The organism is Streptomyces varsoviensis (assembly GCF_000718635.1).
Classification (GTDB): domain Bacteria; phylum Actinomycetota; class Actinomycetes; order Streptomycetales; family Streptomycetaceae; genus Streptomyces; species Streptomyces varsoviensis.
In genome coordinates, this window is record NZ_JOBF01000002.1 from 322,197 (window position 1) to 344,871 (window position 22,675).

Here is a 22,675-nt window from a genome sequence, read left to right on the forward strand (position 1 = left end):
GGCCCAGATGGGAGGCGTCGGCGCCGGCTCACCTCGGGTTGTGCTGGATCGCCGCCTCGATCAGCCCGGACGTGGCGGTCGGGAAGTCCATGGGCACGATGCCGAGCCCGGTCCAGCCCTGGGCCTCCGTGCTGCCGAGGAACGCGCGGACCTGGGGGTTGAGGCGGTTCGCGTTCCATACGGGCGGCATCAGGGCCGCGGTGCTCACATAGTTCATGTAGAGCTTGCCGGGCTCCCGCGCGGCCTTGCGGAACTGGGCCTCGATCTTGGGGTACTTGGCGAAGGGCTCCGCCATGTAGTCGTCCTGGATGTCGAAGAGCCGTCCGTCCCCATAGCGCACCCCGGGCAGACCGCCATTGTCGCCGAGGAGCACGACCTTCCCCCGCGCCTCGCCCAGCGTCGGCAGCGTGCCGTCCAGCCGGAACAGCGAACGCCAGCCCTTGCCGTCCAGATAGACGTCGAAGATCTTGCGGAACTCCGCGTCGGCGACCTCCGAGTACTCCTGCTTGACGCGCATCAGTACGGTCTCCGAGGGGTGTGCGCGCAGGAAGTCCCGGCAGGCTATGAGGACATCGCCGAACATCAGCTTCTGGTAGAACGCCGCGTGGTGGATGGCGAAGACACCGTCCACGGCGCGGCAGCGGACGTCCAGGAACCGGATGCCCGCGGCCAGTTGCTCCGCGATGGTCAGGGTCTGGCACGCCACGTACGCGCCGCCGTGCCGCGCGCCCGAGTCGTGCGTGCCCGGCAGCGTGAGGCGCTGTACGGGGACGCTGTCCGCGATCCCGGACAGCCAGTCCTGGCCGGAGAGGGTACGGGCGCGGGTGCGGGCGGGCCCGCGCGCCGGGGCGGCCGGGGGAGCGGCCGAGGCCGGGGCCCCGCCCGCGTACGCCAGCAGTCCGGCGGCCGACAGCGCCGTCGCGCCCCGCAGGAATCCGCGCCGGTCCACGCTCATGTATCCGTCCCCTCGACGATCGGCTGACGGGCCGTCGAGTCACGGGCCGTCGGATGACTGGCCGTCGGATTATGGCCTGAACAGGCCCGTGGCGTTAAGGGGGCGAAACCGGCCGCTCAGCGTGGTCCGTGCGATCAGGGTGGTCAGGGTGGCTTACGGGGCGCGTGTGACCCGCTCGGCCCCGGCCCGGCCCGACCGCCGCCGTCCTCGCTCGCGGCGTGTCGTCGGACCCCGGCTGTGTGGTCGGGGCGTGCCATCGGACCCCGGCTGTGTGGTCGGGGGGGTGTTGTCGGGCCCCGGCTGTGTGCTCGCGGCGTGTTGTCGGACCCTGGCTATAGAGTCGTGTGCATGGCTTCAGACGAGGGGACCGTGCGGGTCGACAGTTGGATCTGGTCCGTACGGCTCACGAAGACACGCGCGCTGGCCGCCGCCGCGTGCCGCGCCGGTCATGTTCGCGTCAATGGTGAGCGCGCCAAGCCGGCCCAGCCGCTGCGGCCCGGGGACGAGGTGCGGCTGCGCCAGGCCGGCTTCGAGAAGACCGTCGTCGTCTCGCGCCTCGTGCGCAAGCGGGTCGGCGCGCCCGTCGCCGCCCAGTGCTTCGTCGACAACAGTCCGCCAGCGCCGCCCCGCGAGGCCACGCTGCCGGTCGCCCAGCGCGACCGCGGCGCCGGGCGGCCTACGAAGCGCGACCGCCGGGACATGGAGGCGCTGCGCCGCGAGCGGCCATAAGGCCGCGGGGGCGCGGACCGCACCGGCCCGCGCCCCCGCCGTGGAACCCCCCGCGGGCTCTGTCCCCGAGACCCGCCCCCGGCTCACCTGCCCCGCCCCGCCCCCGGCTCAGTCGCGGTCCACGTGCTCGCGCAGGACCTTCCCGTTGGCGGCGTCCACGTCGAACGTCGTCTTGTTCCAGTTGTCGGTGTTCACCAGGTCCACGGACCAGATGAGGGTGCCGTCGTCCCTGTCGTCGATCTCCACGGCCGTGGTCGTGCCCGGCTTGCGCTCGGCCGAGGTGCGTACGGCCTGCTGGGCGGAGATCTTCGCCTTGTTCAGCCGGTCGGCGAGCTTGCGCTTGTCGTCGCCGTCCTGGTCGGGCTCCTTCCGTGACCGGGTCACCTTGCCGGAACCCGCGTCCACGCGCACGTCGTGCGCCGTGCCGTCGCGCTCCGCCACCTTGGACCGCCACTCCGACCCGCCGCCGGTGATCCGCTTCAGCTCGATATGGGCGACCTTGCCGTTCGGCACCGCCCCCGCCGCGGTCTTCGCCGCCCGCTCGTAACCCACCTTGGCGGTCGGCAGCAGGGCCTTGCGTTCGGCCTGGTCCTCGGTGAGCCCGGCGGTCCCCGACGCCGAATTGGAGGCCGGGGCGGAGGACCCGGCCGAGCCGGGAGCGTCGGAGGTGACGGCCGCGCCGGAAGTGGCGGACGAGCCGCCCCCGCCCCCGCCGTCGTCCCCGCACCCGCTCACCAGGGCCGCCGAGACGACGACGCCGCACAGGACGCCCGCCGCGCGGCCCCACCGGGTGCGGCCCACGCCGCGTTGCAGATTCACAGATCCGGGTTCAGCACTCATAGCCGCAGCCTTTCCCCGCAAAACGGCGCTCTCACCCCTATGCGGCTAAATCACCCGAGCGGCACCGTCGCTGACCGGCCCCGACGCGAGGGACCGATCGAAACCGCCCGAAAGCGGAGGCCTGTGGTGGTCCAGGGGCGCCTGGGCGTTAGCGTGGTCGACGGCCATGGTGCGATCCCGCGCGGGCCCGGGCCGGCCACAGCGGCGAAGAAGGGGAGAACATGCGGAACATGCAGGTCGGAGCGGTTTCTTGAGAATTCTGCACACGTCCGACTGGCATCTGGGACGTTCTTTCCACCGGGTGAGCATGCTGGACGCCCAGCGCCGCTTCATCGACCACCTCGTCGAGACCGTGCGCGAACGGCACGTCGACGCGGTGCTCGTCGCGGGCGACGTGTACGACCGGGCCGTGCCGCCGCTCGCCGCCGTCGAACTCTACGACGAGGCCCTGCACCGCCTCGCCGGACTCGGCGTCCCCACCGTCATGATCTCCGGCAACCACGATTCGGCGCGCCGGCTCGGCGTCGGCGCCGGGCTCATCGAGCGCGCCGGCATCCATCTGCGCACCGACCCGGCCGGCTGCGCCGACCCCGTCGTGCTCACCGACGAGCACGGCGACATCGCCTGCTACGGACTGCCCTACCTCGAACCCGCGCTGGTCCGCGACGCGCTGGCCGCCCCGAAGGCGAACCACACGGCGGTCCTCGGCGCCGCCATGGACCAGGTACGGGCCGACCTCGCCGCCCGCCCGCCCGGCACCCGCTCCATCGTCCTCGCGCATGCCTTCGTCACCGGCGGCACCGCCAGCGACAGCGAGCGCGACATCACCGTCGGCGGCGTCGCCGCGGTCCCCGCCGAGACCTTCGCCGGCATCGACTACGTCGCCCTCGGCCATCTGCACGGCTGCCAGCGCATCACCGAACGGGTCCGCTACTCGGGCTCCCCCCTCGCGTACTCCTTCTCCGAGACCGACCACCGCAAGTCGACATGGCTCGTGGACCTCGGCCCCGGCCCCGCGGACCCGGGCGCCGGCTCTGGCGCCGAACTCAGCGCCCAGCGCATCGACTGCCCCGTCCCGCGCCCCCTCGCCCGTATCCGCGGCCCCCTCGACACGCTCCTCGACGACCCCGCCCTCGACCGGCACGAGGACGCCTACGTGGAGGCGACGCTCACCGACGCGCACCGCCCCCACGAGCCGATGGCCCGCCTCGCCAAGCGGTTCCCGCACGTCCTCAGCCTGGTCTTCGAGCCCGACCGGGCCCCCGAGGACCCGCTCGCCTCGTACGCCCGGCGGCTGCGCGGCCGCAGCGACCAGCAGATCGCCGAGGACTTCGTGGCCCACGTCCGGGCCGGCCGCGGCCCCGACCCCGTGGAGCGCGCCGTGCTGACCGACGCGCTCGACGCGGTACGAACCGCCGAGGCCGCCGAGAACGGAGAAGCCGCGGATAACGCGGGGGGCGCCGGGAATGCCAAGACCGCCGAGAGAGCGGCCGAGGTGGCGCGATGAGACTCCACCGGCTCGACCTCACCGCCTTCGGCCCGTTCGGCGCCACCCAGCACATCGACTTCGACGAACTCTCCGCCGCCGGGCTCTTCCTGCTGCACGGGCCGACCGGCGCGGGCAAGACCTCCGTCCTGGACGCCGTCTGCTACGCCCTGTACGGCAGCGTGCCCGGCGCCCGCCAAGGACCGGGCCTCACCCTGCGCAGCGACCACGCGCAGCCGCTCACACCGACCGAGGTGACACTCGAACTCACCGCCGGCGGACGGCGGCTGGAAATCACCCGGCGGCCCGAACAGCTCCGCCCCAAGAAGCGCGGCAGCGGCTTCACCAAGGAGAAGGCGTACTGCGCGCTGCGCGAACAGGACGCCGAGACCGCCGAATGGAAGGCGCTGAGCCGCTCCCACCAGGAGATCGGCGAGGAGATCAGCCAACTCCTCGGCATGAGCCGGGAACAGTTCTGCCAGGTCGTCCTCCTCCCGCAGGGCGACTTCGCCCGCTTCCTGCACGCCGAGGACACCGCCCGCGGCAAGCTGCTGGGCCGGCTCTTCGACACCGGCCGGTTCGCCGCCGTCGAGGACCGGCTCGCCGAACTGCGGCGCGCCGCGGAGCAGCGGGTACGGGGCGGCGACGAGCGGCTGCTGGCCGCCGCCCACCGCATGGCGCAGGCCGCCGGCCCCAGCACGGAACTACTGGAGAACCCGCTCCCCGACCTCGCCCCCGGCGAACCGGGACTCGCCGCCGCCGTCCTCGCGTGGGCGGCCCTCGCCCGTACGAGCGCCCGCGAGCGCGCCACCGTCGCGGCCGCCGCCGTGCTCGCCGCCGAACACGCCCACCGCACCGCCCACGAACACGCCGACGCCGCCCGCGAACTCGCCCGCCTCCAGCGCCGGCACGCCGACGCCCGCGACCGCGCCGCCGAACTGGAGCGCCGCCGCACCGGCCACGAGGAGACCCGGCGGCGGCTGGAGCGCGCCGCCGCCGCCGAGACCGTCGCCCCCGCCCTCGCCCTGCGCGACGACGCCGAACGCGCCTGGCGCGCGGCCGGCGACGCCGAACGCCGCGGCCGCGCCGGCCTGGACCCCGCCCACGCCGACGCCGGAGCCGACCGGCTCGCCGCGCTGGAACGGCGGCTCCGCGAGGACCTGGGATCGCTGACCGCCGCCCGCCGCGCCGAGGAACGCGCCGCCGCCCTCGCCGCCGAACACGCCGCCCTCGACCGCGAGGCACGGGCCGACGAGGACACCGCCGCCGACGCCGCCGACTGGCTCGCCGGCTGGGAAACCGCCCGCCACGGCCACCAGCAGCGCATCGACGCCGCGCAGGAAGCCGCCGCCCACGCCGAGCAGCTCCGCGCCCGCATCGACCCCGCCCGCGACCGGCTCGCCGCCGCCCAGCGCCGCGACGGCCTCGCCGGCCAGGCGGACACCGCCGCCGAACGCCTGCGGCAGGCCCGCGACGCCGCCGCGGCCGCCCGCGAGAACTGGCTCGACCTCAAGGAACGGCGGCTCCTCGGCATCGCCGCGGAACTCGCCGCCGACCTCACACCCGGCGAACCCTGCAAGGTCTGCGGCGCCGCCGAACACCCCGCGCCCGCCCGCGCCGCGGCCGGACAGGTCGACCGCGCCGCCGAGGACGCCGCCCTCGCCGCCTCCCAGCGGGCCGACGCCGCCCGCGACGAGGCCGACCGGCAGGCCCAGGCGCTGCGCGAAGCCCTGGCCGGCGCCACGGCCGCCGCGGGCGACGCCACCGTCGCCGAACTCACCGAAGCCCTCGACGAACTGCGGCGCTCCCACGACACCGCCCGCACCGCCGGAGCGGACGTGCACGCCGCCCGCGAAGCACTCGACCGCGCGGAACGCGAGTACGAGCGCCGCCGCGCCGCCCAGCAGGAGGCCGAGCGCCGCACCGCCGCCCGTACGTCCCGCAGAGAAGCCCTCGACCGCCAGCACGCCGAACTGGCCGAGGAAGTCACGCGCGCCCGCGGCGGCGCCACCACCGTCGCCCACCGCGCCGAACTGCTGGAGCGGCAGCTCACCGCGCTCGCCGCCGCCGCGGAGTCCGTACGCGCCGCCCAGGACGCGGCCGACCGCCTCAAGGAAGCCGACGCGCGGCTCGCGGACGCCGCCTACCGCGCGGGCTTCGACACCCCGCGCGACGCGGCGCGCGCCCGCCTCGCCGAGGACGAACACCAGCGCCTGCGGCACCGCGTCGAGCAGTGGCAGCACGAGGAGCGCGCCGTCGCCGCCGAACTCGCCGACGAACAGACCGCCGCCGCGGCCCAGCGCCCCGCCGCCGACGTGGAAGGCGCGCGGAACGCCGCCGAGGCCGCCACCCGCCGGCTGCGCGAAGCCTCCGCCGAGGACGCCGCCGCCCGCGCCCGCTGCGCCCAGCTCGACGAACTGTCCGCCCGAGCCGTCGCCGACGCCCGCGCCCTCGCCCCGCTCCGCGAGGACCACGACCGCCTCGCCCGCCTCGCCGCGCTCGCCGCCGGCACCGCCGCCGACAACGAACGCAAGATGCGCCTGGAGTCGTACGTCCTCGCCGCCCGCCTCGAACAGGTCGCCGCGGCCGCCAGCGTCCGGCTCGGCCGCATGTCCGCCGGCCGCTACACCCTCGTCCACTCCGACGCCCGCACCGGCGGCCGCGGCCGCTCCGGCCTCGGCCTCCATGTCATCGACGCCTGGACCGGCCGCGAACGCGACACCGCCACCCTCTCCGGCGGTGAGACGTTCTTCGCCTCCCTGGCCCTCGCCCTCGGCCTCGCCGACGTCGTCGCGGACGAGGCGGGCGGCGCGCGCCTCGACACCCTCTTCATCGACGAAGGGTTCGGCAGCCTCGACGAGCAGACCCTCGACGAGGTCCTCGACGTCCTCGACTCGCTCCGCGAGCGCGACCGCGCCGTCGGCATCGTCAGCCACGTCGGTGACCTGCGGCAACGCATCCCGGCCCAGTTGCAGATCGTGAAGGCCCGGTCGGGCTCGGCGGTCCGGCACCACGTGGCGGGCGCGCCGGGCTGAGCCCGCGTCCCCAGGCCCCGGCGTGGCCCCCGCCTCCAGGCCCCCGGCGCGGACCGGCCCACCGGGCCCGCCCGCGCCGGGCGCGGGCGTTACAGCGCCGACAGCTCCGCCACCAGGTCGTCCAGGCCCAGGGAGCCCTGGGAGAGGGCGGCCATGTGCCAGGCCTTGGCGTCGAAGGCGTCGCCGTGGGCCTCGCGGGCCGCCTCGCGCCCCGTCAGCCAGGCGCGTTCGCCGAGCTTGTAGCCGATGGCCTGGCCCGGCATGCCGAGGTAGCGGACGAGTTCGCTGTCGACGAAGTCGGCGGGGCGGCCGCTGTGCATGCCGAAGAACTCGCGGGCCAGCTCGGGGGTCCAGCGCTCGCCCGGGTGGAAGGGGGAGTGGTCGGGGATCTCCAGTTCCAGGTGCATGCCGATGTCGACGATCACCCGCAGGGAGCGCATCATCTGCGCGTCGAGGTAGCCGAGGCGGCGTTCGGCGTCGGTGAGGAAGCCGAGTTCGTCCATGAGCCGCTCCGCGTAGAGCGCCCAGCCCTCCGCGTTGGCACTGACCATGCCGATGGTGGCCTGGTAGCGGGAGAGCTGGTCCGCCACATGCGTCCACTGCGCGAGCTGGAGGTGATGGCCCGGCACGCCCTCGTGGTACCAGGTGGACACCAGGTCGTACACGGGGAAGCGGGTCTCGCCCATCGTCGGCAGCCAGGTGCGGCCCGGCCGGGAGAAGTCCACGGAGGGCTGCGTGTAGTACGGGGCGGCCGCGCTGCCGGGCGGCGCGATCATCGACTCGACGCGCTTGACGCGGTCCGCCAGCTCGAAGTGGGTGCCGTCCAGCGCCTCGATCGCCTCGTCCATGAGCGACTGGAGCCAGACGCGGGTCTCCTCGACGCCCTCGATCGCCTCGCCGTGCGTGTCGAGGTGGCTCAGCGCCTCCCAGGGGGTGGCCCCGGGGAGGATCTTCTCGGCCTCGGCGCGCATCTCGGCGTGGATGCGGTGGTACTCCGACCACCCGTAGGCGTACGCCTCGTCGAGGTCGAGGTCCGTGCCGTTCCAGTAGCGGGACCAGCGCGCGTACCGCTCGCGGCCGACGACCTCGGGTGACCCCTCGACGGCCGGCTGGTACACGTCACGCAGCCAGTCGCGGAGTTCGGCGACGGCGGCCGTCGCGTCGGCCGCGGCCTCGTCCAGTTCGCCGCGGAGCGTCTCGGGCCCCTGGGCCGCGAACTCCGCGAACCAGCCGCCGCCCTCGCCGATCCACTCGCCCAACTGGCCGATGAACGTGGAAACCTGCCGCGGACCGGCGTACAGCTTGCGGTCGAGCCCCTCGGCCAGCGACGCCCGGTAGCCGTCCAGGGAGTCCCGTACGACGCGCAGCCGGGCCGCGATCGCCGCCCACTCCTCGGGGGTCCCGGTCGGCATCAGCGTGAAGACCTGGCGGATGGAGTGGGCGGGGGAGTGCAGGTTGCTGATGGCGCGCAGCGACTCCTGGGCCTCGTGCACGGCCAGTTCGGCGGTGAGCCGCTCGCGCAGCAGCCGGGCGCAGCGCCGCTCGGCGTCGCTGTCCCCGCCGGGCCGTCGCTCGGCCTCGGTCAGCCGGTCGAGGGTCGTACGGGCGAGAGCGGCGAGCGCCTCCTGACCGTCGGGGGAGAAGTCGGGCAGGAACCGGGCGCTCTCGGCGATCCCCATGTGGGTCCCGGTGATCGGGTCGAGTGCGATGAGCGCGTCGACATAGGCGTCGGCGACCTGGCGCGGCAGCGGATTGGCAGAGTTCTGGAGCATGCCGCCCATCCTCGTACGGAACCGTCCGCCTCGTCACGGCCATTGCCCGTCACGCGACTGATGCGCACGTCACACTCGCCGCCCCCCCCGGGCACGCGTTCCCCACGCCGCCGTTCCGGCACGGGCGCGCTCAACGGTCGGGGGAGTCCTGCCGTACCACAGCTACGGACGCTCCTTCGGCGGCCGGCAGCGTGGACGGACGGGCGGTCAGGCGCGCGGTGATGACCAGCGTGCCCTCCTCGATCTGATAGTCCAGCGGCAGCTCCAGGCCGCGCATGGCCGCGACCATCCCCGTGTTGGCCGCCCGGGTGACGGCGTAGACGCTCTCGCACCCCGCGTCGCCCGCCAGCGCGACCAGCCGCGCCAGCAGCAGCGCGCCCACCCCACGGCGCTGCCAGGCGTCCTCGACGAGCAGCGCGACCTCGGTCTCGTCGCCGTCCCACAGCAGATGTCCCAACGCCACCAGCCGCCCCGACGCCGTGTACGCGGCCAGCGTGCGGCCGTGCCGCGGGCCCAGCAGATGGGGCAGATAGCGGTCGGCGTCCCCGGCCGGGCCGTGGTAGCGCATCGCCAGCGTCTCGGGCGCGCACCGCGCGTGCATCTCGCGCGCCGCGCCGAGGTCCTCCGGGCCCGCCCGGCGCACGGTGATCGCGTTGCCCTCCGGCAGGGTCAGCACGTCCCGGCGGCGCGGCACCCGCGGCCCGAGCCGGGCGTCGAGTCCGACGAGCGCGTGCGCGCGGGCGAACTCGGCCGGCGTGAACGGCAGATACGGCCGCTCCACGGCGATCGTCCCGCCGGACGGGTCGCGCAGCCGCATGACGGTCTCCTCCAGCACGCCCTCGGCGGGCGGCGCGGGTTCGGAGCCCCGCTCGGGCAGCGAGCGGATCGTGCACCGGCCCAGCAGTTGGCGCAGCGCGAGCGGCAGCTCCGCCGCGTCCAGCGCGGTGCGCGTCGCGAGCGCCAGGACGCGCGTCGGGGTGTCCACCAGATCGTGCGCGTCGGCCCGCTCCACCCAGGTGCCGCTGCCGCCCCCGGCCGCCGCGGCCCGCGTCAGCTCGGCGGGCAGCAGCCCGGCCGGGGCCCGTACCAGCAGCTCGTCGACGGTGCCGTCCGCCAGCGGGTGGGTCTGGAGGGTCAGGATGTCGACCCGCTGGTGGGCGAGGGCCTGGCACAGCGCCGCGAGGGTGCCCGGCTCGTCCCGTACGGTCGTACGCATCCGCCACAGGGCGAAGTCGGCGGTGGAGGGGGCGAGGGCGGGGGCGAGAGCGGGGACGGGGGGCTCACCGGCCGTACCGGCCCCGGCGGCGGGGCTGGTATCACCGGCATCACCCGCCTCGTCCGCCGGCGGCGAATGGCCCCGGCGGCGGGCGAACCAGACGTGGAACCCGGCCGTGGCCAGCAGCGCCGCCGCCGACGCCACCAGCAGCACCGGCCCCTCGGGACCGTGGGCGACCACATTGGCGGCGCAGTCGGCGACCGCCACCGCCGTGAACAGGGCGGCCAGCTCGACCGCGGCGCGCCGCCAGTGGTGGCCGCCCTGAACGTGGCCGCTCTGTCGGACGTTCTGCCGGACGTTCTGACGGGCGTTTTTCCGGACATTCTTCGCGGGCGTCGTATCACTCATGCCGCCACCCTGGCGGAGAGGTGTTGCGTGATCACGAACGTCCTGTGACCGATGGGTAAAGGATCACGCTGATCCCTTAACCACCCTTTATCGGCCGTTTTCCGCGAGTCGCGGCCCCTGGCCCGCCATCATCTCTACTCGTCTCTCTGATCGGCCTAATCGGACTCATGGGCCTGATCGGACTCATCGGACTCATCGGAACGGAGGTCGGTGAGCGCGTCCTCCACGCCCCGGTGGAACGTCGGATACGCGTAGATCATGTGCCGCAACCGGTCGACCGGCACCTCCGCGTGCACCGCCACCGCGAGACCGTACAGCACCTCGCCGCCCATCGGCCCCGCCGAGGTCGCCCCCACCAGCACCCCGCGGTCCATGTCCTCGACGACCTTCACCAGGCCCTCGTTGCCCGCCTTGTGGATCCAGCCGCGCGCCGTCGACGGCACCTGGGACAGGCCCGTACGCACCCGCAGCCCCCGATCGCGCGCCTGGCTCTCGGTCAGCCCGACCGCGCCGATCTCGGGGTCGCAGAAGGTCACCCGAGGCAGCGCCCGGTAGTCCGCGGCCGGTCCGGGCTCGCCGAGCACGCCGCGGATCGCGATCGCCGCCTGGTACATCGCGACGTGCGTGAACGCGCCGCGGCCCGTCACATCGCCCACGCCCCACAGCCCCGGCGCGGCCAGCAACTGCTCGTCCACCGCCAGCGTCCGCGCCGTCGGATCGAGGCCCACCGTCTCCAGCCCCAGCTCCGAGAGGTCCGCCCGCCGGCCGGTGGCGACCAGCAGTTGATCACCGCTGATCTCCTCGCCGCCGTCCAGCACCACCGTGAACCGGTCACCGCTGTGCCGGACCTCCGACGCACGCGCGTCCGTGCGTACGGTCACCCCCTCCGACTCCATGACATCGGCCAGCAGCTTTCCGGCCTCCGGCTCCTCGTTCGCGAGCAGCCGCTGGGCCGCCTCGATGATCGTGACCCGCGAACCGAACCGGGCGAAGGCCTGCGCCAGTTCGGACCCGATCGCCCCGCCGCCGAGGACGATCAGGTTCCGCGGCGGCTCCTTGGCGGCGATCGCGTCCCGGTTCGTCCAGTACGGCACATCCGCCAGCCCCGGCACCGGCGGGATCTGCGGCCGGGTCCCCGTGGCGATCACCACCCCGCGCCGTGCCTCGAACACCTCGCCGCCCGCCGCCACCTGCCCGTGGCCCGTCAGCTTCCCGCGCCCGCGCACCAGCCTGCCGCCCTTGCCCGTGAAACGGTCGGCGGCCACCTGGTCGTTCCAGTCGGTCGTGGCCTCGTCGCGAATCCGCGCGGCCACCGGCCCCCAGTCGGGTGAGACCTGCGCCGACCCCGCCATACCGGGCACCCGGCGCGCCTCGGCCAGCAGGTTCCCGGCCCGGATCATCATCTTGCTCGGCACGCACGCCCAGTACGGGCACTCGCCGCCGACCAGCTCCGCCTCCACGCCCACCACGCTCAGCCCCGCCTCGGCGAGCGTCCCCGCCACATGCTCGCCGCCCGGCCCCATACCGATGACGACGACATCCACCTGCTCGGTCATTGCACCGCACCTCTCACCCTCGGGTTACCCACCCCACCTTGCTGCGTACAAGCCCCCCGAGCCAGCCGAACGCCGCGCCAGGCCGCAATCGACCACCCCGCCCCACCCCCGCCAGCCACGGCGGGCCGTCGCCTACGCCCGCCCCATCGGACCCGCAGCCCGACGCGATACGGCGCCCCGCCGGGGCGCGGGGAACCGCGCGACCAGCCACGACGACCGCGCGGACGGACACGCCCTACCCTGCCGGGCACGCGGGGAGCCCCGTGACGGCGGCCGGGGAAGCGTGCGCTGGCCCTCGGCCGGCCGGCTGGGGAGCAGCGGGGGCGCTCCGCGGTGGGACTACGGGGGAGTGCGGCCCAGCCCTGGGCCGACCGGCCGGGGACGGTGGGGGTTTCGGCGGTGGGGTGGGTTGCGCGGGGACCAGGTGCCCCTGGGCCGACCGGCCGGGGAGCGTACGCCAGCCGTCGGCCGACCGCCCGGGAGGCGACGCGGGCTCTCGGCGGCGAGGCGGCCGGGCGCCCTGGGGGGCTGGGGGCGGCCCAGACCTGGACCGACCGGCCGGGGGCAGCGGGGGCCCTCGGCGGCGGGGGGTTGCGGGCGGCCGGGTGCCCCTGGGGTGGGGGCCTGGGGAGTGCGGGTCAGCCCTCGGCCGACGAGCCGGGGACGGTGGGGGTTTCGACGGTGGGGTTGCGGGCCAGCCGGGTGCCCCTTGGGGCGGTGGCCGGGGGCGGGCCAGATATCGGCCGATCGGCCGGGGGGTTGCGGGGCGGCCAGCGCCCTTGGGGCGGCGGCAGGAGGGTACGGGCCAGGCCTGGGCCGACCGGCCGGGGACGGTGGCGGCTCTCGGCGGTGGGGCTGCTGAGCGGCCGGGTGCCCTTGGGGCGGCGGCCGGGGGAGCGTACGCCAGTCCTCGGCCGACCGGCTGGGGGCGGTGGGGGTTTTCGGCGGTGGGGTTACGGAGCGGCCAGGAGTCTCTGAGGCGGCGGCCGGGGAACGTACGCCAGCCCTCGGCCAACCGCCCGGGACGGCGGGGGCTTTCGGCGGTGGGGCTGTGGGGCGGCCGGGTGCCCTTGGGGCGGCGGCCGGGGGAGCGCGGGCCGGCCCTCGGCCGACCAGTCGGGGAGCGGCGCTGGGTTTCGGCGGTGGGGTTGCGGAGCGGCCGGGTCTCCCTGGGCGGTGGTCGGGGGCTGGCCCTCGGCCGACCGGCCGGGGAACGGCGGGGCTGCGGAGTGGCCCGTAGTCCTTGGGGGCGGTCGGGGGAGTGCGAGCCAGAACTCGCCCGACCGGCCGGGGACGACGGGGGTTCGGCGTCGGGGCGGACGTCCGTACTCCGTAGCGCGGCCCGACTGCCCCGGCCTGCCGACTACCGGCCGCTGGCGGCCGTGGTGCTGGCCGCCGACCGCCGAGGCGCCCGGCGTCGGCGTCAGGCGTCGCTGTCGACGCCGACCGCCTTCGCCGTGGCCGGTGCGCCGCCCGGAACCGGGTGCGTGGCGTCGAGGATGACGCGGGCGACCAGAGCCGGGTTGTCGTTCATGGGGACGTGCCCGCAGCCGGGCAGTCGCACGAGCCGGGCCCCCGGTATGGCCCGCTTGGCGCGGAGCCCCTGCCGAGGCAGGAGCAACCGGTCGGCGCTGCCCCAGCCGATGGTGACCGGAACGTCCGGCACGTCGTCGCGGAAGACCACCGAACGCCCGGCGGCGAGCGTCGCGGCGAAGCCGGTCGCCGTGCGCAGCGCCCTGGTCTCGGCGACCACCGCCTCGGGCGAACGCCGCCCCGGCCGCGCGTAGATGGGGCTGACCAGCGCCGCCCGCCCCACCGCGGTACGGGCCAAACGGGCGACGATCGGATCGGGCAGCACTTGCGCGCCGCGCCGCATGCCGAGCAGCACCCCGAACGCGTACCGCCGCTCGGCCGGCGACCAGAACCCGCCCGGAGACAGCGCGGTGACGGTCCGTACGAGCCGGAGCCGCCCCAACTCCAGAGCGAGCAGCCCGCCGAGCGAATTGCCCACCACATGCGGGCGGTCCACGCCGAGCGCCGTGAACAGCCCGTCGAGCGCGGGAGCCACGCCCGCCAGGTCGTACGGAACCCCGTCCGGCAGCGCGGGCGACGCGCCGAACCCGGGCAGGTCGACGGCGATGACGTCCCGCTCGACAGCCAGGATCTCGCTGACCGGATGCCAGGCCTGGAGGTGATGGCCGATGCCGTGCAACAGGACGACGGGCTCCCCGCCGCCGCTCCGTTCGTACGCGACCTCGACCGTGCGCCGGCCGGTCGGCGTCTCGACGGGGTAGGAGATCGTCTCGATCATGGGGCAGCTCCTCGGCCTCCGCGAACGCTTGCCGAGACAGGATGTCAGCAACAGTTACCGCTGGGTAGACCCCGCGACCAGCCCCCCGTGGCGGCCGACTCGGCCGGCCCCCCGCCCGATGCTGTTGTTGAACGGTTCTGTTGTCGAACGACGCTGTTGCCGGACAACGGCGCGGCTGTCGGACGGCGACGCCGTTGGGCGACGCCGTGATGCGGAGACGCCGCTGGGCGTGGGCGACGGCGGCGCCGTGCGGAGAGGCCGCTGTGCGCAGACGGCGTCGTCGGGCGCCACGGCTTGGCCCACCGGCGCCTCCGCCGGTGCCCCCTGCCGACGGCCCAACCCGCTATCCGTGCACGCCCGTCAGCCCCTGCGCCAGTCGGCGCCCTCCCCGGCGTCCCGACCCGCTGTCCGTGCACGCTCATCGGCCCGCACCCGTCAGCCCGCCCCGCCGCGGCGCCCCCGTCGGGGCCCGACCCGCTGCCCGTGCGCGCCCTGCTGTCTGTGCCCGCCGGCGCCCCCTATCGGCGCCCCCTATCGGCGCCCCCTATCGGCGCCCCCGCCGGCGGCCGCCCGACCCGCTGTCCGTACATGCCCGGCGGCCCCCGTCCGTCGGCCCGCGCCCGCCGCGGCGCCTGGTGAGAGCGGGTTCACGTGGATGAGAGCGTGGATGAGAGCGGGTTCACGTGGACAAGCCCGCTCGGCGTCGGGTGGGATGGAGCGGTGACTCACAGCGACGCGATGCTCGACACCTTCGAGGCGCACCGGACCACGCTGACCGGCGTCGCCTATCGCATGCTCGGCCGCGTCGCCGACGCTGAGGACATCGTTCAGGAGGCGTGGCTGCGCTGGTCCGCGGCCGATCGCGGCGAGGTTCGCGAGCCGCGCGCCTTTCTCGTACGGATCACCACCCGCCTCGCCATCGACCGGCTGCGGCACGTCCAGTCCCGGCGCGAGGCATATGTCGGGCCCTGGCTGCCCGAGCCGATCGCGACCGCGTACGGGGATGCCTCGACCACCGTCCCCGACACCGCCGAGCGGGCCGTGCTCGCGGATTCCGTCTCCTTCGCCGTGCTCGTCGTCCTGGAGTCCCTCTCCCCTCTGGAGCGCGCGGTGTTCGTACTGCGCGAGGCGTTCGGTTTTCCGTATGCGGAGATCGGCATCGCCCTCGACCGCACGGAGGCGGCGGTGCGTCAGCTCGCCGGGCGGGCCCGCCGCCATGTCGAGGAGCGCAAGCCGCGCTATGACGTGGACCCGGCCCAGCAGCGGGATCTGACCGAGCGTTTCCTGGCCGCCGCCACCCACGGCGACCTCGCGGGGCTGCTCGAACTCCTCGCCCCCGATGTCCGGCTCGTCAGCGACAGCGGCGGCAAGGCCAAGGCGCCGCTGCGGGTGATGTGGAGCGCCGACAAGGTCGGCCGCTTCCTCGCCGCCGTCGCCCAGGAATCCCTCGTGGGGCTGGACTTCCGCTTCGCGGAGGTCAACGGCGCTCCGGCGCTGGTCGTCCTGGCCGACGGCCGCCCCGACTCGGTTGTCGCCGTCGGCGTGGCCGACGGGAGGATCGCGGACATCTACCTCGTCCGCAACCCGGACAAGCTCACCGGACTCGATCGGTAAGGCGGCGCTCAGCAGCCCTTCTGAATTTCGCGATAGTCGCGGTAGTGATTCGCGGTGTACCAGACCCGTTTATTATTGATGTCCCGGACCAGACGGAGTGCGCCTCGGCCGTCTTTCTTTCCGTAGTGCTTCCAGACCGTGCCGTCTTTGTAGGGCTCGTACGGGACGTCGTATTCGTGATAGTTGCCTCCCTTCGGAAGCTGCCCTTCTTGATTGCCGAACTTTCCGCCCGTATAGATTTCCTGCCCGGCCAGCGGGCCACCTCCCTTTGGAACGACGAGCCATTCGCCGGTCTGCCCCGACTTCCATTTCAGGGTCTGCCACGCCTTGCACGCGTCGCGCGCCACCTTGGGGGCGTTGGTGACATTCGGGTAGGGAGGCCCGATTTCGAAGGGTGCCGGGGGAGCGGAGGCGGCAAAGGCCGCGGGGGCCGCCGGGCCGAGCGCCAGCAGGGCCGCCGCCGACGCCGCCAGCGCTGCCGCCGCCGGCCTTCGGGACTGGGGAGCGTTCGCGGCCGCCGTCTTCTTGCCGAGCACCTTCAGCATTCCGTTCTCCTCACTCGCGACTCGCGCGCACGCCATGCGGAAGAAGACCGGTTTTCTCGCGGGGTGGGTGAAATTTTCGAAATTCCCCGCGGGTCTTCCGGCTCCTCTATTGAACTGGCGAGCGAGTGTGTCGCACAAGAGCGTCCGGGGTCACCCAAAGAGTGAATCGGGAGGAGTAGCGGACCGTTTATCGTACTTACTGGGTACCCGGTTGGTGCCCGGTATTTCGGCATTTCGGAACGGAAATGCAACCCACACGAAACATCAACCGCAAAGGTGTCAGTAGATGATTAACGCATCTCGTTCATCGCGCTCACCTCACGTACCGCACGCACCGTGGCGCCTCATGCGTCGCCTCACATGCCGCCCGCCACGCGCAGCACCGCGCCCGTCGTGTACGACGCCTCCGGCGAGAGCAGCCAGGCGACCGCGCCCGCGACCTCGTCCGTCTCGCCGGGGCGGCCCATCGGCACCCGGCCCCCGGTCCGCCACGGCCGCTCGGGGTCGCCCATCGTGGCGTGGATGTCGGTCACGATCATCCCTGGCTGCACGGAGTTGACCCGGATGCCCTCCGGAGCCAGCTCCTTGGCCAGTCCGAGCGTGAGCGCGTCGATCGCGGCCTTGCTCGCCGCGTAGTGCACGTAGGCGCCGGGGCTGCCGATGGTCGCGCCGGCGGAGGAGATGTTCACCATCGCGCCGCCCTGCCCGCCGTGGCGCGTCGACAACTCCAGTGCCGCCCGCCGCGCGCACATCATCGCGCCCATCACATTGATGTCCACGACCCTGCGCATCTCCGCCACCGGCGTCTCGGTGAACCGACCTAGCGGGCCCGTGACGCCGGCGTTGTTCACCAGCCCCGTGATCGGCCCGAGCTCCTTCTTCACCGCGTCGAACAGCGCGTCCACCTCGGCCTCGACACCGGTGTCGACCTGGACGGCCACACACGCGGTGCCCTCGGCCCGTACCGCCTCGGCCGTGCGCTCCGCGGCCTCCCGGTCCCGGACGTACCCGATGCCGATGTCGTGCCCGGCGCGCGCCAGCCGCACGGCCACCGCCGCCCCGATCCCCCGGCTGCCGCCCGTGACCACCGTGACCTGTCCCATCCCCGCGCTCCTAACTTTCCTGGCTTTCCTGGCCTTCTTGCGGTCGTTTGCGGCCGCCCATCGGCCGCGGGGGCGCGGATCTCGCACCCCTTGCGTCATGACGCTATCCGAGGCGACGGAGCGTCATATCGGGAGGTAGGAGGTCAATATCGCGTGAACGCACTGCGGGACCACTTGTGTGCGCTGTGTGACGGATTGAGGATTGGTCTTGACCAAGGTGGCGTGCCGTCCTATTGTCCGAGTCATACTGCAACAACCTTTAATAAAGAAGCGCGCATAAGTGCCGTCGGGGCGGAGGACAGGGTGGGGACCACGCAACTCGAAACGGTGCCGGAGCCGAAGTACTGGCACCTGAAGACCGTGCTGAGCAACGCGCTCGACTCGGAGTTCGCCGTAGGGGAGATCCTCCCCAACGAGCGGGATCTGGCGGCGCGGTTCGGCGTCGCCAGGGCCACCCTGCGGCAGGCCCTGGAACAGCTCGAACTCGAAGGCCGGCTCCAGCGCCGCCGAGGCGTCGGCACCACCGTCGCCCCGCCCCGCGTGGGCGTGGCCGTCGGCGAGGCCCCGCACGCCTGGCCGGGCTCCGGCGGCGACGCCTGGCAGCCCGTGGACAGCAGCCTGCGCCGGCCGCCCGCCGCCGTCGCCCGCCTCCTCGGCCTGCCCGCCGACGAGGAGGCGCACGCCGTCCGTCGCACCCGTGTGACGCACGGTCAGCCGGTCGCCGCCGAGGTCCTGTACGTGCCGGTGGCCACCGTCCCCGCGCTCGCCGCGCTCGACACGCCGCCCGGCCCGGCCCGCGCCCGCGCCGTGCTGCACGAACTCCAGCGGCTCGAACTCGCCGGCCAGGACCGTTCCGTGGAGCTGGGCTCCGCCCCCGCCGACGACGCCAAGCAACTCGACCGACTGCCGGGCGCCCCCGTCCTCGTCGTCACCACCCGCTTCGTCGCCGACGGCCGCACCGCCGCCGTAGCCGTAGCCACCTACCGCGCCGACACCTGCCGCCTCACCTTCGACGACAACGGCGTGGAACTCCTGGCGAGCTGACGATCCGCTCACCGCTGCGGCGACTATGGCCTGCCGGCGGCGTTACGGCCATGGCTTAGCCGGTGGCCGACCGTTGCCGCGCGCACTGCTCGCCGCCACGGCGGGCGGCTGGCCGCTGCCGCGACCACGGACTGTCGACGGCGGTTCGCCGCTGCGGCTGTGGCCCACCGACCGCTGGAGCGCCCACGCTCCGCCGCTGCGGCGGGTGGTCGGCTACCGTGGCGATCACGACCTGTCGACGACAGTACGTCGCTACGACCACGTGACCTGCCGATGGCCGACCGCTGCCGCGCCCATTGCTCGCCGCCGCGGTGGCGGCTAGTTCCCGTGGCGACCACGGCCTACCAACGGCGGTTCGCCGCTACGGCCATGGCCTGCCGACCGCTGGAGCGCCCACGCTCCGTTGGGACGGGCGGCCGGACCCTGCGGTGACGGCCCACTGACAGCCGACCGCTGTAGCGCCCGCTGCTCGCCGTTGCGGCGAGTGGTTGGCTGCCGTGGTGACCACGGCCTACTGGCGGCGGTGCGGCGTTACGGCCATGATGTGCCGACGGGCGACCGGCTGCCGTGTTCAGTGCTCGCCGCCACGGCGGGCGACCCGCCCCCGGCGCGCCCATGGAGGCGCACGCCGCTACCGAGGCCGCTGACTCCGGGGCCGGCTCGGACGGCTTCATCGGTCGTGAGCTGCTCGATGAACGCTTCATCCGCGTCGACCCGGCGCTGACCGCTACCGGCGACCACCGCGCGCAGGACATCTCGGTGGGCCACGGTGACCGCGGCCCACTGACGGCCGACCGGTGTAGCGCTCATTGCTCGCCGTTGCGGCGAGTGGTTGGCTGCCGTCGTGACCACGGCCTACTGGTGGTGCGGCGTTACGGCCCTGGCCTAGCGACGGGTGACCGGCTGCAGCGGCCACCGCTCGCCGGCGGGCGGCTGGTCCTCGTGGGGGACACGGACTACCGGCCGTGGTATGGCGTTACGGCCGTGACCTACCGACGGCCGACGGCTACCGTTCCCACCGCTCGCCGCTGCGGCCGGCGGCTGCCCCGCGGCGACCACGGACTACTGGCGGCGGTGCGGCGTTACGACCACGACCTACCGACGGCCGACCGGCTACCGCTCCCACCGCTCACCGATGCGATGGGTGAGCGGCTGCCGTCATGAACAGGGCGTATCCCATGGCGGTACGTCCTTACGGCCTCGGTCGGCCGAGGGTTGGCCGTCACCTCGGCTATGGCGGTCGATGGCAAACAGCGATCACGACCAGGGGCCATGGACGGCCGGCTGTCGGCATGCCGACTTGCCTCCGCCCACCGGCGGCCAGTGGCCTTCCTCCCCCTGCCACTGACGACCGGTCGCCGTCTCAACCATGGCCTGCGCGGCCTGCGGCTTGCGCGGCCTGCGGCTTGCGTGGCCTGCGGCCGGGTGCGAGCCCGCGCCACCCGCCGGTCGACCCCGGCGGGAGGCCCCGGGTCACGACCAGCCCCGCCCCGCTGGCAGGCGCCCGCCCCCAACTTGCGGGGCCCAACGGCCGGTGGGCCACGACGGAGGCCGCCTGCCGGGCCTGACGGCCGGTGGTTGACGTCCGGGGCCCGGTGGCCGAGGGTCAACGACCGGAGCCCGGCGGCCGGTGATTGACGGCCGAGGCCCAGTGCCAGGACTCAACGGCCAGGACTCAACGGCCAGGACTCAACGGCCGGGCCTGGCGGCCGGGGCCCAGTGGCTGGTGCCGACCACCGGGCCCGACAACCGAGGCCCAGCGGCGGGTGCCGACCACCGGGCCCGACCACCGGGCCCGACCACCGGGCCCGACCACCGGGCCCCGACAACCGGGCCCGACAACCGATCCCAACGGCCGGGCTCGACAACCGAGGCCCAGCGGCGGGTGCCGACCACCGGGCCCGACAACCGGGGCCCAACGGCCGGGCCGACAACCGGGGCCCAGCGGCGGGTGCCGACCACCGGGCCCGACCACCGGGCCCAACGGCCGTGGTTGCCGGCCGTGGCTGACGGCCGGACCCCGCCGCCCGCGGCCCCGCGCCCGGCGCCCCGCCGTCGGCTCAGTGGCGGGCCGTGACGGTGCCTTCGACCGCGAAGAGTTGTTCTTCTACGTGGTCGAGGGCTAGGCGGAGGGCGCCGGTGGCTACGGCGGCTTCGCCTAGGGCGGATTGGACTACTTGCGGGGGGCGCAGGCAGTAGCGGGCGAGTTCTGAGCGGAGGGGTTCGAGGACTCCGTCGAGGCCGGCGGCCCAGCCGCCGACCACTACCAACTGCGGGTCGAGGGCGAGGACCAGCGCGGCCACGTCGTGCACCAGCCGCCGCATGTAGCGGTCCTGGGCCGCACGCGCCCCGGCGTCGCCCTCGCCGGCCAGCGCGAACACCCGCGCCACCTGGGCGTCGTCGAGGGGGTGCAGCGGCTCGCCGGTCGTGGACAGGACCACTTCCGGGGTGGCTTCCCGGCCCAGCAGGTGCAGCGCGCCGATCTCCCCGGCCGCGCCGCCGAAGCCGCGGTGCAGCCGGCCGCCGATCAGCGAGCCCGCGCCGGGGCTCAGCCCGGCGCGTACGAAGACCATGTCGTCCGAACCCGTCGCGGCCCCCGACCAGTGCTCCGCCACCGCCGCCGCGTTCGCGTCGTTCTCCAGCAGCAGCGGACACGTGAACCAGCTCCGCAGCCGTTCACCGAGCGGCAGCCCCGTCCACTCCGGCAGCGCCGTGCACAGTCGCACCGTCCCGTCGGCCTCGACGATGCCGGGGCTCGCCACCCCCACCGCCCGCAGCGATTCGCGCTCCACGGACGAGCGGCGCAGCACTTCGGCGACCGCGCGGCCCACGCCCTCCAGCCGCTCGGCCGCCGGGGCCGCCACCCGGACGTCCAGGGAGACCGAGTCGAGGACCCGGCCGCTCAGGTCGGACAGGAGGGCCGAGGCGCGGTGCGGGCCGATCTCCACACCCATCAGATGCCCGGCCTCGACCCGGAACCGGAAGCGCCGCGCCGGCCGGCCCTGGCGGCGCGCACCGCCCTCCTCGGCCGACGCCTCGGCCACCAGACCCGTGTCGATCAGCCCCTCGACGACGCCCTCGACCGTCGGCCTGGACAGGCCCGTGGCCTGAACGAGGTCGGTGAGGGTGGGTGCGTCGGCCGCGCGCAACGCGTGCAGCACGACCGCGGAGTTGATCCGCCGCAGCAAAGACGGGTCTCCACCGGTGAGCCGCCCCACGTACCGCCTCCTTCGTCTCCCCCGTCACGCACATGATCAACCATCTGTTCGACCGGCTGTTCATGTGAGCCGGATGTTATCCGGATCAGGGCGGCGCGGCGAGCCTTCGAAGTCATCCAGGCGCAACGAACCCCGATTCGTAGGCGGCGATGACCGCTTGCGTGCGGTCCCGCGCCCCGAGCTTCGCCAGCACGGCGCTGACATGCGACTTCACCGTCTCGGTGCCGAGGACGAGGCTCCGCGCGATCTCGGCGTTGGACATGCCGCGCGCCATCAGCCGCAGCACGTCCGCCTCCCGGCCGGTGAGCGCCGCCCGTTCCATCGTCGCGCGGGCCCGCTCGTTGCCGTACGAGGCGGCGAGCGCCCGCAGCGCGGCCGGGAACAGCAGCGACTCGCCCGCCGCGACCAACCGCACGGCGTGCACGATCTCGTCCGGGCGGGAGCGCTTGAGCAGGAAGCCGTCCGCGCCCGCGCGCAGCGCGTCGTAGACGTAGGAGTCGTTCTCGAAGGTCGTCACGACCAGGATCTTCGGCGGCCGGTCGACCGAGCGCAGGACGAGCTGCGTCGCCTCGATGCCGTCCAGCAGGGGCATGCGTACGTCCATCGCCACCACGTCCGGCCGCAGCGACCGCACCAGCGGCAGCACCGCGGCCCCGTCGGCGGCCTCGCCCGTCACCTCGATGTCCGGCTGAGCCGCGAGGATCGCCCGCAGCCCGGCCCGTACGAGCGGTTCGTCGTCCACCAGCAGCACGGATATCGGCACGCGATCACCTTAGGCCCCTCATCGAACTCCCGCCCCGCCCCAGCTAAGAGACGCCCCCACCCCAGCTACGGAGACGCCTC

General features: G+C 74.3%; 15 protein-coding genes and 1 pseudogene. 6 read left to right on the forward strand and 10 right to left on the reverse strand.

Translation table 11 applies throughout. The annotated features are described in order from the left end of the window. Positions 1–28: 28 nt before the first annotated feature. On the reverse strand, positions 29–955 hold the full coding sequence (locus IF55_RS03975; RefSeq protein WP_030874364.1) for a phosphatidylinositol-specific phospholipase C: 927 nt from the start codon (positions 953–955) through the stop codon (positions 29–31). A 348-nt stretch (positions 956–1,303) separates the two neighbouring features. Here IF55_RS03975 and IF55_RS03980 point away from each other — a divergent pair, with 348 nt between their 5' ends. Next, entirely contained in the window at positions 1,304–1,684 is a 381-nt protein-coding gene (locus IF55_RS03980) for an RNA-binding S4 domain-containing protein (protein WP_030874361.1), read from the forward strand. A gap of 108 nt (positions 1,685–1,792) precedes the next feature. Here IF55_RS03980 and IF55_RS03985 read toward each other — a convergent pair whose 3' ends face one another. Then, entirely contained in the window at positions 1,793–2,524 is a 732-nt protein-coding gene (locus IF55_RS03985) for a PepSY domain-containing protein (protein WP_063763855.1), read from the reverse strand. A 250-nt stretch (positions 2,525–2,774) separates the two neighbouring features. Between IF55_RS03985 and IF55_RS03990 the strand changes: the two genes are divergently transcribed. Further along, positions 2,775–4,031, forward strand: a complete 1,257-nt coding sequence (locus tag IF55_RS03990; protein ID WP_048831503.1) for an exonuclease SbcCD subunit D — start codon at positions 2,775–2,777, stop codon at positions 4,029–4,031. After that, a complete protein-coding gene (locus tag IF55_RS03995) occupies positions 4,028–7,045 on the forward strand; it encodes an AAA family ATPase (RefSeq protein ID WP_030874354.1) in 3,018 nt (1,005 codons plus the stop codon). Before IF55_RS03990 ends, IF55_RS03995 begins: the two co-directional genes overlap by 4 nt. A gap of 89 nt (positions 7,046–7,134) precedes the next feature. Here IF55_RS03995 and IF55_RS04000 read toward each other — a convergent pair whose 3' ends face one another. From IF55_RS04000 to IF55_RS04015, 4 genes are all read right to left on the reverse strand, one after another. Then, on the reverse strand, positions 7,135–8,817 hold the full coding sequence (locus IF55_RS04000; RefSeq protein WP_030874352.1) for a DUF885 domain-containing protein: 1,683 nt from the start codon (positions 8,815–8,817) through the stop codon (positions 7,135–7,137). A gap of 130 nt (positions 8,818–8,947) precedes the next feature. Beyond that, positions 8,948–10,441, reverse strand: a complete 1,494-nt coding sequence (locus IF55_RS04005; protein WP_078643564.1) for a GNAT family N-acetyltransferase — start codon at positions 10,439–10,441, stop codon at positions 8,948–8,950. Between the two features lie 155 nt (positions 10,442–10,596). Continuing rightward, positions 10,597–11,997: a dihydrolipoyl dehydrogenase family protein gene (locus tag IF55_RS04010; RefSeq protein ID WP_048831504.1), complete on the reverse strand. Its 1,401-nt coding sequence runs from the start codon at positions 11,995–11,997 to the stop codon at positions 10,597–10,599. A 1,423-nt stretch (positions 11,998–13,420) separates the two neighbouring features. Then, entirely contained in the window at positions 13,421–14,308 is an 888-nt protein-coding gene (locus IF55_RS04015; RefSeq protein WP_078643567.1) for an alpha/beta fold hydrolase, read from the reverse strand. A 738-nt stretch (positions 14,309–15,046) separates the two neighbouring features. Here IF55_RS04015 and IF55_RS04020 point away from each other — a divergent pair. Then, positions 15,047–15,922, forward strand: coding sequence for an RNA polymerase sigma-70 factor (locus IF55_RS04020; protein WP_030874343.1), 876 nt, complete (start codon positions 15,047–15,049; stop codon positions 15,920–15,922). An 8-nt stretch (positions 15,923–15,930) separates the two neighbouring features. Here IF55_RS04020 and IF55_RS04025 read toward each other — a convergent pair whose 3' ends face one another. Further along, the gene (locus tag IF55_RS04025) at positions 15,931–16,467 is read right to left on the reverse strand and encodes a ribonuclease domain-containing protein (RefSeq protein ID WP_030874340.1); all 537 of its coding nucleotides are present in this window, start codon (positions 16,465–16,467) and stop codon (positions 15,931–15,933) included. 356 nt (positions 16,468–16,823) lie between these two features. Next, entirely contained in the window at positions 16,824–17,570 is a 747-nt protein-coding gene (locus IF55_RS04030) for an SDR family oxidoreductase (RefSeq protein ID WP_030874338.1), read from the reverse strand. A gap of 303 nt (positions 17,571–17,873) precedes the next feature. On the opposite strand from IF55_RS04030, the gene IF55_RS04035 reads away from it, so the two are divergent. Next, positions 17,874–18,614 (forward strand): GntR family transcriptional regulator, encoded by a 741-nt coding sequence (locus tag IF55_RS04035; RefSeq protein ID WP_030874336.1) that lies wholly within the window; start codon positions 17,874–17,876, stop codon positions 18,612–18,614. 606 nt (positions 18,615–19,220) lie between these two features. Continuing rightward, positions 19,221–19,382: pseudogene (locus tag IF55_RS36730) on the forward strand (protein-tyrosine-phosphatase); the annotation flags it as partial. A gap of 1,292 nt (positions 19,383–20,674) precedes the next feature. Here the strand turns inward: IF55_RS36730 and IF55_RS04045 are convergent. Both IF55_RS04045 and IF55_RS04050 read right to left on the reverse strand, forming a co-directional pair. After that, positions 20,675–21,832 carry an ROK family transcriptional regulator gene (locus IF55_RS04045; protein ID WP_030874332.1) on the reverse strand — a complete coding sequence of 386 codons (1,158 nt, stop codon included), beginning with the start codon at positions 21,830–21,832 and terminating at the stop codon, positions 20,675–20,677. Between the two features lie 112 nt (positions 21,833–21,944). Beyond that, positions 21,945–22,595 carry a response regulator gene (locus tag IF55_RS04050; protein WP_030874330.1) on the reverse strand — a complete coding sequence of 217 codons (651 nt, stop codon included), beginning with the start codon at positions 22,593–22,595 and terminating at the stop codon, positions 21,945–21,947. Between the last annotated feature and the right edge of the window lie 80 nt (positions 22,596–22,675).

Excerpts from the sequence above, each read along its gene's own strand:
- IF55_RS03975 (WP_030874364.1), bottom strand. The coding sequence starts at position 955 with ATGAGCGTGGACCGGCGCGGATTCCTGCGGGGCGCGACGGCGCTGTCG.
- IF55_RS03980 (WP_030874361.1), top strand. The coding sequence starts at position 1,304 with ATGGCTTCAGACGAGGGGACCGTGCGGGTCGACAGTTGGATCTGGTCC.
- IF55_RS03985 (WP_063763855.1), bottom strand. The coding sequence starts at position 2,524 with ATGAGTGCTGAACCCGGATCTGTGAATCTGCAACGCGGCGTGGGCCGC.
- IF55_RS03995 (WP_030874354.1), top strand. The coding sequence starts at position 4,028 with ATGAGACTCCACCGGCTCGACCTCACCGCCTTCGGCCCGTTCGGCGCC.
- IF55_RS04000 (WP_030874352.1), bottom strand. The coding sequence starts at position 8,817 with ATGCTCCAGAACTCTGCCAATCCGCTGCCGCGCCAGGTCGCCGACGCC.
- IF55_RS04005 (WP_078643564.1), bottom strand. The coding sequence starts at position 10,441 with ATGAGTGATACGACGCCCGCGAAGAATGTCCGGAAAAACGCCCGTCAG.
- IF55_RS04010 (WP_048831504.1), bottom strand. The coding sequence starts at position 11,997 with ATGACCGAGCAGGTGGATGTCGTCGTCATCGGTATGGGGCCGGGCGGC.
- IF55_RS04015 (WP_078643567.1), bottom strand. The coding sequence starts at position 14,308 with ATGATCGAGACGATCTCCTACCCCGTCGAGACGCCGACCGGCCGGCGC.
- IF55_RS04020 (WP_030874343.1), top strand. The coding sequence starts at position 15,047 with ATGCTCGACACCTTCGAGGCGCACCGGACCACGCTGACCGGCGTCGCC.
- IF55_RS04025 (WP_030874340.1), bottom strand. The coding sequence starts at position 16,467 with ATGCTGAAGGTGCTCGGCAAGAAGACGGCGGCCGCGAACGCTCCCCAG.
- IF55_RS04030 (WP_030874338.1), bottom strand. The coding sequence starts at position 17,570 with ATGGGACAGGTCACGGTGGTCACGGGCGGCAGCCGGGGGATCGGGGCG.